A 13,504-nucleotide genomic window follows, 5' to 3' on the forward strand; every position below is an offset into this window, starting at 1 on the left:
CAATGATCAGAGTATCCCCAGCCACCGACAACCGTCGGCGGACGGCCGAAGCCGCCCGCCGACGCGGAGGGGAGTCGCCGGTGTGCGCCCGGCGCCAACTGCTAGGCGTCGCGCGCCTCTTCACGGATCCTTTCCGCTATCTGCTGCGGCATCGGCTCGTGCCGCGCGTACGACCGGTTGAAGCGCGCGGTGCCGTGCGAGAGCGACCGCAGGTCGACCGAGTACCGGCCGATCTCGATCTCGGGCACCTCGGCCTTGATGACGGTGCGGTTCCCGCTGGTCTGCTCGGTGCCGAGGACACGGCCGCGCCGCCCGGACAGGTCGCTCATCACGGCGCCGACGTAGTCGTCGCCGACGAGCACGGACACCTCGGCCACCGGCTCCAGCAGATGGATCTTCGCGTCCCCCGCCGCCTCCCGCAGCGCCAGCGCGCCCGCCGTCTGGAACGCGGCGTCGGAGGAGTCCACCGAGTGCGCCTTGCCGTCCAGCAGCGTGACCCGGACGTCGACGAGCGGATGGCCCGCCGCGACGCCTCTGGCCGCCTGGGCCCGGATGCCCTTCTCCACCGACGGGATGAACTGCCGGGGCACCGCGCCGCCGACCACCTTGTCCACGAACTCGATGCCCGAGCCGCCCGGCAGCGGCTCCACCTCGATCTCGCAGATCGCGTACTGCCCGTGGCCGCCGGACTGCTTCACATGCCGGCCGCGGCCCGCCGACCGGTCGGCGAAGGTCTCGCGCAGGGAGACCTTGTGCGGCACGAGGTCGACCTGCACGCCGTAGCGGCTGCGCAGCCGTTCCAGGGCGACGTCCGCGTGCGCCTCGCCCAGGCACCACAGCACCACCTGGTGGGTGGACTGGTTCTGCTCCAGACGCATGGTCGGGTCCTCGGCGACCAGCCTCGACAGACCCTGTGACAGCTTGTCCTCGTCGGCCTTGCTGTGCGCCTCGATGGCCAGCGGCAGCAGCGGATCCGGCATCTGCCAGGGCTCCATCAGCAGCGGGTCGTCCTTGGCCGACAGGGTGTCGCCGGTCTCCGCGCGGCTCAGCTTCGCCACACATGCCAGGTCCCCGGCGATGCAGTGGCTGAGCTGGCGCTGCTGCTTGCCGAACGGGGCCGACAGGGCGCCGATCCGCTCGTCGACGTCGTGGTCCTCGTGCCCGCGGTCCTCCAGGCCGTGCCCGGAGACGTGCACCGTCTCGTCGGGGCGCAGGGTGCCGGAGAAGACCCGGACCAGCGAGACCCGGCCGACGTACGGGTCGGACGCGGTCTTCACGACCTCCGCGACCAGCGGGCCGTCCGGATCGCACAGGTTCAGCTCGCGCGGCTTGCCGTCGACCGTGGTCACCCGGGGGGCCTCACGCTCCAGCGGGGTCGGGAAGCCCCGTGTGATCAGCTCCAGCACCTCGACGGTGCCGAGGCCCTGCCGGGCACCTTCGGCGGCGGGCGCGGCGGCCAGCACGGGGAAGAACGTGCCGCGCGCGACGGCCCGCTCCAGGTCCTCGATGAGCGTCCTGACGTCGACCTGCTCGCCGCCGAGATAGCGGTCCATGAGGGTCTCGTCCTCGCTCTCGGCGATGATCCCCTCGATCAGCCGGTTGCGGGCCTCGTCGATCTCGGGCAGCTGGTCCTCGCCCGGCTCGGACTCCTTGCGCTCCCCGGAGGAGTACTCGAACAGCTTCTGCGACAGCAGCCCTATCAGTCCGGTCACGGGCGCGTGCCCGTCGGGACCCTGGGGGCCGTGCAGCGGCAGATACAGCGGGAGCACCGCGTCGGGGTCGTCGCCGCCGAAGGCCTCCGCGCAGATCCGCGTCATCTCCTCGTAGTCGGCCCGCGCGGCCTCCAGGTGCGTGACGACGATCGCGCGCGGCATGCCGACGGCCGCGCACTCCTCCCACACCATGCGCGTCGAGCCGTCCACGCCGTCCGAGGCCGAGACGACGAAAAGGGCCGCGTCCGCCGCTCGCAGACCGGCCCTGAGTTCCCCGACGAAGTCGGCGTATCCGGGGGTGTCCAGAAGATTGATCTTGATGCCGTCCCAGTCGACCGGCACCAGGGAGAGCTGTACCGAGCGTTGCTGCCGGTGCTCGATCTCGTCGTAGTCCGAGACCGTGCCGCCGTCCTCCACGCGGCCCGCCCGGTTCACCGCCCCCGCCGTCAGCGCGAGGGCCTCCACCAATGTGGTCTTGCCCGATCCGGAGTGGCCGACCAGCACCACATTCCGTACGGACGCGGGTTGGTCGGCCGCCGTAGCCCTGCCGGCGGCCCCAGGGTGTGCGTTCGCCTTGTCGCCCATGATCCTGCCTCCCGTGCACGGTGAGGTCACTGTGGGCGCGGACATCAGCATCCGCGTGCGATGGCGGCTTCGATGACGCCCGCGGTCCTTCGAGCTTTCCACTCCCGTCACGGTGCGTCCATACGGCGGACGGGATCCTGCCATCCGGGACCGGTGGACCGGTGCCGCCGACGGCCTGTGCGAGTGCCCGGCGGTCGCACGCACGCGCGCGTGGCTACGATGGGCCAGCCGGTGGCCAGTGGGGCCGCGGCGTCACACCGACCCTCGGGAAGGCCATGCTGAACAAGTACGCGCGTGCATTCTTCACGCGTGTCCTCACACCGTTCGCCGCGTTTCTGATCCGGCGGGGCGTCAGCCCCGACACCGTGACGCTCATCGGCACGGCCGGTGTGGTCGCGGGCGCGCTGGTCTTCTACCCCATGGGCGAGTTCTTCTGGGGCACGGTCGTGATCACGCTCTTCGTGTTCTCCGACCTCGTCGACGGCAACATGGCCCGGCAGCTCGGCCGCTCCAGCCGCTGGGGCGCCTTCCTCGACTCCACGCTCGACCGGGTCGCCGACGCCGCGATCTTCGGCGGCTTCATCCTCTGGTACGCCGGTGACGGCGACGACCTCGTGCTGTGCGCCGTCTCGATCTTCTGCCTCGCCAGCGGCCAGGTGGTGTCGTACACCAAGGCGCGCGGCGAGTCGATCGGCCTGCCGGTCGCCGTCAACGGCCTGGTCGAGCGCGCCGAGCGGCTGGTGATCTCGCTGGTCGCGGCCGGTTTCGCGGGCCTGCACAAGTTCGGCGTGCCCGGCATCCAGTACCTGCTGCCCGTCGCCCTGTGGATCGTCGCCGTCGGCAGCCTGGTGACGCTGATCCAGCGCGTCGTCACGGTCCGCCGCGAGTCCGCCGAGGCGGAGGCCGCCGCGGCCGCGGCGGAGAAGCCGCAGAACGCCTCCCACGGGAGCGAGGCAGCCAAGTGAGTGCCCGGGACCGGCTCACGGACGCGCTGTACGGACTCGGCTGGGGCACCGTCAAGAAGCTCCCCGAGCCGGTCGCCGTACGGCTCGGCCGCACCATCGCCGACCTCGCCTGGAAGCAGCGCGGCAAGGGCGTCAAGCGGCTGGAGAGCAACTACGCGCGCGTGGTGCCCGACGCGAGCCCGGAACGCCTCGCGGAGCTCTCGCGCGCCGGCATGCGCTCCTACCTGCGCTACTGGATGGAGTCCTTCCGGCTGCCCGCCTGGAGCCCCGAGCGCATAAGGAACGGCTTCGACCCCAAGGACGTCCACCACCTCACCGACGGCCTGGCCTCCGACCGGGGCGTCATCCTCGCCCTGCCGCACCTGGGCAACTGGGACCTCGCGGGCGCCTGGGTCACCACCAAGCTGGAGACACCGTTCACGACGGTCGCCGAGCGCCTCAAGCCCGAGACGCTCTACGACCGCTTCGTCGCCTACCGCGAGGGCCTCGGCATGGAGGTCCTGCCGCACAGCGGCGGCACCGCCTTCGGCACGCTGGCCCGCAGACTGCGCGACGGCGGCCTGGTCTGCCTGGTCTCCGACCGCGACCTGTCCGCCTCCGGCGTCGAGGTGGACTTCTTCGGCGCCACGGCCCGGATGCCGGCCGGTCCCGCGCTGCTCGCCCAGCAGACCGGGGCGCTGCTGCTCCCCGTGACGCTCTGGTACGACGACTCGCCCGTCATGCAGGGCCGGGTGCATCCCCCGATCGAGGTACCCGAGTCAGGTACCCGGGCCGAGAAGACGTCTGTCATGACACAGGCGCTGGCCGATGCCTTCGCCTCGGGGATCGCGGAACATCCGGAGGACTGGCACATGCTCCAGCGCTTGTGGCTCGACGACCTTGAACCACGACCATCGGCCGCCGGCGCCCGGGACGGGGAACGTCCGTGAGGATCGGCATCGTCTGCCCCTACTCCTGGGACGTCCCCGGTGGCGTCCAGTTCCACATCCGCGACCTCGCCGAGTACTTCATCCGGCTCGGCCACGAGGTGTCGGTCCTCGCCCCCGCCGACGACGACACCCCGCTCCCGCCCTACGTCGTCTCGGCGGGCCGCGCCGTGCCGGTGCCGTACAACGGCTCGGTCGCGCGCCTGAACTTCGGGTTCCTCTCGGCCGCCCGGGTGCGCCGCTGGCTGCACGACGGCCGGTTCGACGTCATCCACATCCACGAGCCGACGTCACCCTCCCTCGGCCTGCTGGCGTGCTGGGCCGCGCAGGGACCGATCGTGGCGACCTTCCACACCTCCAACCCGCGCTCCCGGGCCATGATCGCCGCGTACGCCATCCTCCAGGCGGCCCTGGAGAAGATCAGCGCCCGGATCGCGGTCAGCGAGTACGCCCGCCGCACGCTGGTGGAGCACCTCGGCGGCGACGCGGTCGTCATCCCCAACGGCGTCGACGTCGACTTCTTCGCCGAGGCCGAGCCCAACCCCGAGTGGCAGGGCGACACGCTCGGCTTCATCGGCCGCATCGACGAGCCCCGCAAGGGCCTGCCCGTCCTGATGCGGGCCCTGCCGAAGATCCTCGCGGCCCGCCCGCAGACCAGGCTCCTGGTGGCCGGCCGGGGCGACGAGAAGGAGGCGGTGGAGTCCCTGCCCGCCGAGCTGCGCTCCCGCGTCGAGTTCCTCGGCATGGTCAGCGACGAGGACAAGGCCCGCTTCCTGCGCAGCGTCGACCTGTACGTCGCCCCCAACACCGGCGGCGAGAGCTTCGGGATCATCCTGGTCGAGGCATTGTCGGCCGGCGCCCCGGTCCTCGCCTCCGACCTCGACGCGTTCGCCCAGGTCCTGGACCAGGGCGCGGCCGGCGAACTCTTCGCCAACGAGGACGCAGACGCCCTCGCCGAGGCCGCCGTACGTCTCCTGGATGACCCGGTCCGCCGGGCCGAGCTGCAGAAGCGGGGCAGCGCACACGTCCGCCGCTTCGACTGGTCGACGGTCGGCGCGGACATCCTGTCCGTGTACGAGACGGTGACCGCGGGCGCGGCGGCGGTGGCGGCCGACGACCGCCCCTCGGGCGGCGGGAGCGGGCTACGGGCCCGGCTGGGGCTGGCGCGGGACTGACCACCGTAGTGCCGGGTGAGCCGGCCGTCCGGGGCACGGGCGGGCCGAGCGGTTCACCCGGCGGGGCACCCCCGTAGGCTTTCCGCCCGTGACGGCAACTCTCATCTGGATTCTCGTCGCCCTCGTGGCGATCGGCCTCTACCTGAGCTGGACCGCGGGGCGCCTCGACCGCCTGCACGCCAGGATCGACGCGGCGCGTGCCGCACTCGACGCGCAGCTGTTGCGCCGGGCTTCCGTGGCCCAGGAACTGGCCACCTCAGGCGTGCTCGACCCGGCCGCGTCCATCGTCCTCTACGAGGCCGCGCACGCCGCCCGGCAGGCCGAGGAGGAACAGCGGGAGGTCTCCGAGAGCGAGCTGACCCAGGCGCTGCGGGCCGTGTTCGCCGAACCCCAGCAGGTGGAGGCCGTACGGGAGGCGCCCGGGGGAGAGGAAGCGGCCCGTGAGCTGACCGAGGCGGTGCGCCGGGTACCGATGGCCCGGCGGTTCCACAACGACGCCGTACGGGCGGCCAGGGCGCTGCGCCGGCACCGCAAGGTCCGCTGGTTCCGGCTGGCCGGACACGCGCCGTTCCCGATGGCGTTCGAGATGGACGACGAGCCCCCCACGGCACTGGTCGCACGGGCCGCCTGACCGGCGCGAACACCGCGAGGGCCGGCAAAACGATCCACCGGCTTGTCATTGGCCCTTGCTGTGGCCTGGTCCGTTCCCGTTTCCTCAGTGCTTGCAGTAACCCTCTTTCACCGTGTGAGGTCACCCGTGTCCAACTCCGAAAACCAGACCCCCGAGATCGGCACCGCCCGTGTGAAGCGCGGCATGGCCGAGCAGCTCAAGGGTGGCGTGATCATGGACGTCGTCACGCCGGAGCAGGCGAAGATCGCCGAGGACGCGGGCGCCGTCGCCGTGATGGCCCTGGAGCGGGTCCCGGCCGACATCCGCAAGGACGGCGGCGTGGCCCGGATGTCCGACCCGGACATGATCGAAGGCATCATCGAGGCCGTCTCGATCCCGGTCATGGCCAAGTCCCGCATCGGCCACTTCGTCGAGGCCCAGGTCCTGCAGTCCCTCGGCGTCGACTACATCGACGAGTCCGAGGTCCTCACCCCGGCCGACGAGGTCAACCACTCCGACAAGTGGTCCTTCACGACCCCCTTCGTCTGCGGCGCCACCAACCTCGGTGAGGCCCTGCGCCGGATCGCCGAGGGCGCGGCCATGATCCGCTCAAAGGGCGAGGCCGGCACCGGCAACGTCGTCGAGGCCGTCCGCCACCTGCGCCAGATCAAGAACGAGATCGCCAAGCTGCGCGGCTTCGACAACCACGAGCTGTACGCCGCCGCCAAGGAGCTGCGCGCCCCGTACGAGCTCGTCAAGGAGGTCGCCGAGCTCGGCAAGCTGCCGGTCGTGCTGTTCTCCGCCGGCGGTGTCGCCACCCCGGCCGACGCCGCGCTGATGCGCCAGCTCGGCGCCGAGGGCGTCTTCGTCGGCTCCGGCATCTTCAAGTCCGGCGACCCGGCCAAGCGCGCCGCCGCCATCGTGAAGGCCACGACCTTCTACGACGACCCGAAGATCATCGCGGACGCGTCCCGCAACCTCGGCGAGGCCATGGTCGGCATCAACTGCGACACCCTCCCCGAGACCGAGCGCTACGCCAACCGCGGCTGGTAAGGCGCTGCGTCCCATGAGCAACACCCCCGTCATAGGCGTCCTGGCCCTCCAGGGCGACGTACGGGAGCACCTCATCGCCCTGGCCGCGGTCGACGCCGTGGCCAGGCCGGTGCGGCGCCCCGAGGAACTCGCCGAGATCGACGGTCTCGTCATCCCCGGCGGCGAGTCCACGACCATCTCCAAGTTGGCCGTCCTGTTCGGCGTGATGGACCCGCTGCGCGCACGCGTGCGTGACGGCCTCCCCGTCTACGGCACCTGCGCCGGCATGATCATGCTCGCCGACAAGATCCTCGACCCGCGCTCGGGTCAGGAGACCATCGGCGGCATCGACATGATCGTGCGCCGCAACGCCTTCGGCCGCCAGAACGAGTCCTTCGAAGCCGCACTCGACGTGAAGGGCATCGCGGGCGATCCTGTGGAGGGCGTCTTCATCCGCGCCCCCTGGGTCGAGTCCGTCGGCGCCGAGGCCGAGGTCCTCGCCGAGCACGAGGGCCACATCGTCGCGGTCCGTCAGGGCAACGCGCTGGCCACGTCGTTCCACCCGGAACTGACCGGCGACCACCGCGTGCACGGTCTGTTCGCCGACATGGTGCGCGCGAACCGGACAGCGGAGTCCTTGTAGGATCTCTGGGGTTCGTTCATAGATGGGTTACGCGAAGGAGACAGGCAGATGTCCGGCCACTCTAAATGGGCCACGACGAAGCACAAGAAGGCCGTGATCGACGCCAAGCGCGGCAAGCTCTTCGCGAAGCTGATCAAGAACATCGAGGTCGCGGCGCGTATGGGCGGCGTCGACATCGAGGGGAACCCGACGCTCTACGACGCCATCCAGAAGGCGAAGAAGCAGTCGGTCCCGAACAAGAACATCGACTCCGCGGTCAAGCGCGGAGGCGGTCTCGAGGCCGGTGGCGCCGACTACGAGACGATCATGTACGAGGGTTACGGCCCGAACGGTGTCGCGGTGCTCATCGAGTGCCTCACCGACAACCGCAATCGCGCCGCCTCCGACGTCCGCGTCGCCATGACCCGCAACGGCGGCAACATGGCCGACCCCGGCTCGGTGTCGTACATGTTCAGCCGCAAGGGCGTCATCATCGTCCCCAAGGGCGAGCTGAGCGAGGACGACGTCCTCACCGCGGTCCTCGAGGCGGGCGCCGAGGAGGTCAACGACCTCGGTGAGTCCTTCGAGGTGCTCAGCGAGGCCACCGACCTGGTCACGGTCCGCACCGCCCTCCAGGAGGCCGGCATCGACTACGACTCCGCGGACTCCAGCTTCGTGCCGTCCGTCCAGGTCGAGCTGGACGAGGAGGGCGCCAAGAAGATCTTCAAGCTGATCGACGCGCTCGAGGACAGCGACGACGTGCAGAACGTCTTCGCCAACTTCGACGTCAGCGACGAGATCATGGAGAAGGTCGACGCGTAACGCGGTCGCGAGCTGCACGGACTCAACGGGCCGACGGGGCATCCCCGTCGGCCCGTCGCTTTGTCGGGAGTTGCTGACCGGCGTTGTCGGTGGCACCGGATAGCCTGCACAAACAGGCGATCGAAGGAGGGGGCGCGGGGTGCGCGTACTGGGGGTGGACCCGGGGCTGACGCGATGCGGTGTCGGTGTGGTCGAAGGCGTCGCCGGACGCCCGCTCACCATGCTCGGCGTCGGTGTCGTACGGACGCCCGCGGACGCCGAGTTGGGCCACCGCCTCGTCGCCGTCGAGCAGGGCATCGAGATGTGGCTGGACGAGCACCGGCCCGAATTCGTCGCCGTGGAGCGGGTGTTCAGCCAGCACAACGTCCGCACCGTGATGGGCACCGCCCAGGCCAGCGCCGTCGCCATGCTCTGCGCCGCCCGCCGCGGCATCCCCGTCGCCCTGCACACCCCCAGCGAGGTCAAGGCGGCCGTCACCGGCTCGGGCCGCGCCGACAAGGCACAGGTCGGTGCCATGGTCACCCGCCTGCTGCGGCTCAGCGCCCCGCCCAAACCGGCCGACGCCGCCGACGCCCTCGCACTCGCCATCTGTCACATCTGGCGGGCCCCCGCACAGAACCGACTCCAGCAGGCCGTCGCCCTGCACTCCGCCAAGGCTCCCTCGAAAGGCCGTCTCGCATGATCGCGTCTCTCAGCGGCCCGGTCGCCGCGCTCGCCCCCGACTCCGCGGTGGTGGAGGTCGGCGGGATCGGCATCGCCGTCCAGTGCACGCCGAACACCCTCTCGGGCCTGCGGATGGGCCAGCAGACCAAGCTGGCCACCTCCCTCGTCGTCCGTGAGGACTCACTCACCCTGTACGGCTTCGCCGACGACGACGAGCGTCAGACCTTCGAGCTGCTCCAGACCGCGAGCGGCGTCGGCCCGCGCCTGGCCCAGGCGATGCTGGCCGTGCACTCGCCCGACGCCCTGCGAAGAGCGGTGGCCACCGCCGACGAGAAGTCGCTCACCGCCGTACCCGGCATCGGCAAGAAGGGCGCCCAGAAGCTGCTCCTGGAGCTGAAGGACCGCCTGGGCGAGCCCATCGGCGCGCCCGCCGTCGGCGCCCCGGTCAGCCAGGGCTGGCGCGACCAGCTGCACGCGGCCCTGATCGGCCTGGGATACGCGACCCGCGAGGCCGACGAGGCGGTGACCGCCGTGACACCGCAGGCCGAGGCCGCCGAGGGCACGCCCCAGGTGGGGCAGCTGCTGAAGGCCGCGCTTCAGACCCTGAACAGAGCGCGCTGACCCGGTGGCGTCCCGGGACGGCCCGAAAGTGCCGGTCCCGGGGACGTCCCGCCCCTCTCGCCCGACCCGTCCGACCGCGACCCCGAGGCACACCCGGGGGCCGGCCCCCGGACCCCGGCCGCCCCTACCGTCCGGCGCTTTCATCGCTAGGAGAACCGCAGTGAACTGGGACGACACCACCGACAGCCCCGCCGCCGAGCGGCTCGTCGGTTCGTCGGCCGACCGTGAGGACCAGGCCGTCGAGGCCGCGCTGCGCCCGAAGGACCTGGGCGAGTTCATCGGCCAGGAGAAGGTCCGCGAACAGCTTGACCTGGTCCTGCGCGCCGCACGCGCGCGTGGCGCCACCGCCGATCACGTGCTGCTCTCCGGCGCCCCCGGCCTGGGCAAGACCACCCTCTCGATGATCATCGCGGCCGAGATGGGCGCCCCCATCCGCATCACCAGCGGCCCCGCCATCCAGCACGCCGGCGACCTCGCCGCGATCCTCTCCTCCCTCCAGGAGGGCGAGGTCCTCTTCCTCGACGAGATCCACCGGATGTCCCGGCCCGCCGAGGAGATGCTGTACATGGCGATGGAGGACTTCCGCGTCGACGTGATCGTCGGCAAGGGCCCCGGCGCCACCGCCATCCCGCTGGAGCTGCCCCCGTTCACCCTGGTCGGGGCCACCACCCGGGCCGGTCTGCTGCCGCCGCCGCTGCGTGATCGCTTCGGCTTCACCGCGCACATGGAGTTCTACGAGCCCGCCGAGCTGGAGCGCGTCATCCACCGCTCGGCGAACCTCCTCGACGTCGAGATCGAGGCCGACGGCGCCGCCGAGATCGCCGGCCGCTCCCGCGGCACCCCCCGTATCGCCAACCGCCTGCTGCGCCGCGTACGCGACTATGCCCAGGTCAAGGCGGACGGGATCATCACCCGGGACATCGCCGGAGCCGCCCTCGCCGTGTACGAGGTCGACGCCCGCGGACTCGACCGGCTGGACCGCGGTGTCCTGGAGGCCCTGCTCAAGCTGTTCGGCGGCGGCCCGGTCGGCCTTTCCACGCTCGCTGTCGCTGTGGGGGAGGAGCGTGAGACCGTGGAGGAAGTCGCCGAACCCTTCCTCGTACGGGAGGGCCTGCTCGCCCGGACCCCGCGCGGACGCGTCGCGACGCCTGCCGCGTGGGCACATCTCGGACTGACCCCGCCGCGCTCGTCAGCTGCGGGAAACGGACAAGGGGACCTCTTCGGGGCGTGATGGGGCGGTGACGGCGAGCTTGGTGGCCGGAGTAGGAACCCCGGTGCCATGCTGAGCGTTGTTCCATGCGCGGAGACTCGCTTAGACTCCGCCGATGCCGCCTTTGTCGGCGGCATACAATCCCCCAACCATCAGGCCGCTCACCATCGCGGTCGTGTGAAGGAAGTTCCGACCCGTGAGTCTCGTGACCCTCCTCCCGTTCATCGTGCTCATCGGGGCCATGTTCCTGATGACCCGGTCTGCGAAGAAGAAGCAGCAGCAGGCCGCCGACATGCGGAACCAGATGCAGCCCGGATCCGGTGTCCGCACCATCGGTGGCATGTACGGCACCGTCAAGGAGGTCAGCGACGACACCGTCCTCGTTGACGCCGGCCCGGGCGTGGAGCTTCTCTTCGCCAAGAACGCGATCGGTGCCGTCCTCTCCGACGACGAGTACAACCGGATCGTGCACGGCATCGAGCACGACCTGAAGTCCGACGTCGTACCGGACGACGCCTCCTCCCTCACCGAGACCGACGAGCCCGACGCTGCCGCCGCCTCCGACGAGAAGGCCGTCGACCTCGGTAAGAAGGACGAGAACGACGAGGCCGAGGAGCCGTCCGACGCCTCCGTCGCCGCCGACGCGAAGTCGGACGACGAGCCGAAGAAGACCGACGGCGGCGACTCCGACGCGAAGTAGCCATGTTCCGGGGCGCGCGGGCCACGCCTGCGCGCCCCCGGGCATGCCGACTTCGCACGGGATCCCGACACCATGTCATGGCCGCCAGCCCGTCGATCCGGAGTGAGGCGGCCCGAGAGGGAGTACGAGAAGGTGGCAGCACCTAAGAAGGGCCGGAGCGCGAGCGCCCAGAGCAAGCCAGGGCGCTCGCTGGCCCTCATCCTGATCGCCATCGCGGCGCTCACCGGAGGGATGTTCGCCTCGGGGCACACCACTCCGCGACTCGGTATCGACCTGGCAGGCGGCACGAGCATCACGCTTCGCGCGGTCGCCGAGCCCGGCCAGGAATCCGCGATCAACAAGACCAACATGGACACCGCGGTCGACATCATGGAGCGCCGTGTCAATGGTCTGGGTGTCTCGGAGGCCGAGGTACAGACCCAGGGCGATCGCAACATCATCGTCAACATCCCCAAGGGCACCAACTCCAAGGAAGCCCGGGACCAGGTCGGCACCACCGCCAAGCTCTACTTCCGTCCGGTGATCGCCACCGAGGTCGCCGGCGCCGCCGCGACGCCGACCCCGTCGCCGAGCGCCTCCTCCAGCCCGTCGGGCAGCTCCGGCGACGAGGCGACGGACAAGTCGACCCCCTCCGGCACGCCGTCGGCGAGCTCCACCACCCAGGGCCGCGCGGTCACCGACGCCCTGAAGGCCGACTCCACGCCGTCCCCGAGCGCCACCCCCACCGGTGACGGCGCCGGGAGCAAGCTCGAAGCGCAGTACGCCGCGCTCGACTGCACCAAGAAGTCGGCCCGCGCCAAGGCGGGCGACGGAGCCAAGCCCACCGACTACACGGTCGCCTGCGGTCAGAACTCGTCCGGGCAGTGGCAGAAGTACATCCTCGGCCCCGCCGAGGTCGACGGCACCGACGTCGACAAGGCCCAGGCCGTCCTGAACACGCAGACCGGCGCCGGCTGGACCGTGACCATGGACTTCACGAACGGTGGCAGCAAGAAGTTCGCCGCCATCACCGGCAAGCTGGCCAAGAACCAGTCCCCGCAGAACCAGTTCGCGATCGTCCTGGACGGCGAGGTCGTCTCCGACCCCTTCGTGCGCCAGGCCCTGACGGGCGGCAACGCCGAGATCTCCGGCAACTTCAACCAGGAGTCGGCCCAGGCCCTCGCCAACATGCTGTCGTACGGCGCCCTGCCGCTGACCTTCCAGGAGGACAGCGTCACCACGGTGACCGCCGCGCTCGGCGGTGAGCAGCTGCACGCCGGTCTGATCGCCGGTGCGATCGGCCTCGGCCTGGTCGTGATCTACCTGCTGATCTACTACCGCGGCCTGTCGGTGATCGCCCTGCTGTCGCTGCTGGTCTCCGCGGCCCTGACCTACACGCTGATGGCGCTGCTCGGCCCGGCCATCGGCTTCGCGCTGAACCTGCCGGCCGTCTGTGGAGCGATCGTCGCCATCGGCATCACAGCGGACTCGTTCATCGTGTACTTCGAACGCGTCCGCGACGAGATCCGCGAGGGCCGCTCGCTGCGCCCCGCCGTCGAGCGTGCCTGGCCGCGTGCCCGGCGCACCATCCTGGTCTCCGACTTCGTGTCGTTCCTCGCCGCCGCGGTGCTCTTCATCGTCACCGTCGGCAAGGTCCAGGGCTTCGCGTTCACGCTCGGCCTGACCACCCTGCTCGACGTGGTCGTCGTGTTCCTGTTCACCAAGCCGCTGCTGACGATCCTGGCCCGCACCAAGTTCTTCGGGAACGGCCACCCGTGGTCCGGTCTCGATCCCAAGCGACTGGGCGCCAAGCCGCCGCTGCGCCGCACCCGCCGTCCCGCCAGCCCTGCCGCGGGCCCTGTCGACCCGAAGGAGGCGTGAG

The 13,504-nt window shown here is 70.9% G+C and carries 13 protein-coding genes; 12 read left to right on the forward strand and 1 reads right to left on the reverse strand.

The window, feature by feature from the left end:
• Nucleotides 1–101: 101 nt before the first annotated feature.
• Nucleotides 102–2,297 (reverse strand): elongation factor G-like protein EF-G2, encoded by a 2,196-nt coding sequence (locus CP983_RS35610; RefSeq protein ID WP_125527518.1) that lies wholly within the window; start codon nucleotides 2,295–2,297, stop codon nucleotides 102–104.
• Between the two features lie 275 nt (nucleotides 2,298–2,572).
• On the opposite strand from CP983_RS35610, the gene pgsA reads away from it, so the two are divergent.
• The 12 genes from pgsA to secD all read left to right on the forward strand — a co-directional run bounded on the left by pgsA (nucleotide 2,573) and on the right by secD (nucleotide 13,503).
• Nucleotides 2,573–3,262, forward strand: a complete 690-nt coding sequence (gene pgsA, locus CP983_RS35615) for a phosphatidylinositol phosphate synthase (protein ID WP_150504169.1) — start codon at nucleotides 2,573–2,575, stop codon at nucleotides 3,260–3,262.
• On the forward strand, nucleotides 3,259–4,191 hold the full coding sequence (locus CP983_RS35620) for a phosphatidylinositol mannoside acyltransferase (RefSeq protein ID WP_150504171.1): 933 nt from the start codon (nucleotides 3,259–3,261) through the stop codon (nucleotides 4,189–4,191). Before pgsA ends, CP983_RS35620 begins: the two co-directional genes overlap by 4 nt.
• Entirely contained in the window at nucleotides 4,188–5,363 is a 1,176-nt protein-coding gene (locus tag CP983_RS35625; protein ID WP_107909350.1) for a glycosyltransferase family 4 protein, read from the forward strand. Before CP983_RS35620 ends, CP983_RS35625 begins: the two co-directional genes overlap by 4 nt.
• A gap of 88 nt (nucleotides 5,364–5,451) precedes the next feature.
• On the forward strand, nucleotides 5,452–5,994 hold the full coding sequence (locus CP983_RS35630; protein ID WP_107909351.1) for a LemA family protein: 543 nt from the start codon (nucleotides 5,452–5,454) through the stop codon (nucleotides 5,992–5,994).
• A gap of 126 nt (nucleotides 5,995–6,120) precedes the next feature.
• The gene (gene pdxS, locus CP983_RS35635) at nucleotides 6,121–7,026 is read left to right on the forward strand and encodes a pyridoxal 5'-phosphate synthase lyase subunit PdxS (protein ID WP_030945245.1); all 906 of its coding nucleotides are present in this window, start codon (nucleotides 6,121–6,123) and stop codon (nucleotides 7,024–7,026) included.
• Between the two features lie 13 nt (nucleotides 7,027–7,039).
• Entirely contained in the window at nucleotides 7,040–7,648 is a 609-nt protein-coding gene (gene pdxT, locus CP983_RS35640; protein WP_030945247.1) for a pyridoxal 5'-phosphate synthase glutaminase subunit PdxT, read from the forward strand.
• Between the two features lie 48 nt (nucleotides 7,649–7,696).
• The gene (locus CP983_RS35645; protein WP_150504173.1) at nucleotides 7,697–8,449 is read left to right on the forward strand and encodes a YebC/PmpR family DNA-binding transcriptional regulator; all 753 of its coding nucleotides are present in this window, start codon (nucleotides 7,697–7,699) and stop codon (nucleotides 8,447–8,449) included.
• Nucleotides 8,450–8,588: 139 nt separating this feature from the next.
• Complete coding sequence (ruvC, locus tag CP983_RS35650) at nucleotides 8,589–9,131, forward strand: crossover junction endodeoxyribonuclease RuvC (protein WP_150504175.1); 543 nt, start codon at nucleotides 8,589–8,591, stop codon at nucleotides 9,129–9,131.
• Nucleotides 9,128–9,733, forward strand: coding sequence for a Holliday junction branch migration protein RuvA (ruvA, locus tag CP983_RS35655; RefSeq protein ID WP_030945258.1), 606 nt, complete (start codon nucleotides 9,128–9,130; stop codon nucleotides 9,731–9,733). The genes ruvC and ruvA overlap by 4 nt, the downstream gene beginning before the upstream one ends.
• Nucleotides 9,734–9,893: 160 nt before the next feature.
• Nucleotides 9,894–10,964, forward strand: coding sequence for a Holliday junction branch migration DNA helicase RuvB (ruvB, locus tag CP983_RS35660; protein ID WP_107909355.1), 1,071 nt, complete (start codon nucleotides 9,894–9,896; stop codon nucleotides 10,962–10,964).
• A 175-nt stretch (nucleotides 10,965–11,139) separates the two neighbouring features.
• Nucleotides 11,140–11,643, forward strand: a complete 504-nt coding sequence (yajC, locus tag CP983_RS35665; RefSeq protein ID WP_107909356.1) for a preprotein translocase subunit YajC — start codon at nucleotides 11,140–11,142, stop codon at nucleotides 11,641–11,643.
• Nucleotides 11,644–11,775: 132 nt separating this feature from the next.
• Nucleotides 11,776–13,503, forward strand: a complete 1,728-nt coding sequence (secD, locus tag CP983_RS35670) for a protein translocase subunit SecD (RefSeq protein WP_107909473.1) — start codon at nucleotides 11,776–11,778, stop codon at nucleotides 13,501–13,503.
• Nucleotide 13,504: the final 1 nt, after the last annotated feature.

Origin of the sequence: Streptomyces chartreusis, assembly GCF_008704715.1 — a bacterium.
Classification (GTDB): Bacteria; Actinomycetota; Actinomycetes; order Streptomycetales; family Streptomycetaceae; genus Streptomyces; species Streptomyces chartreusis.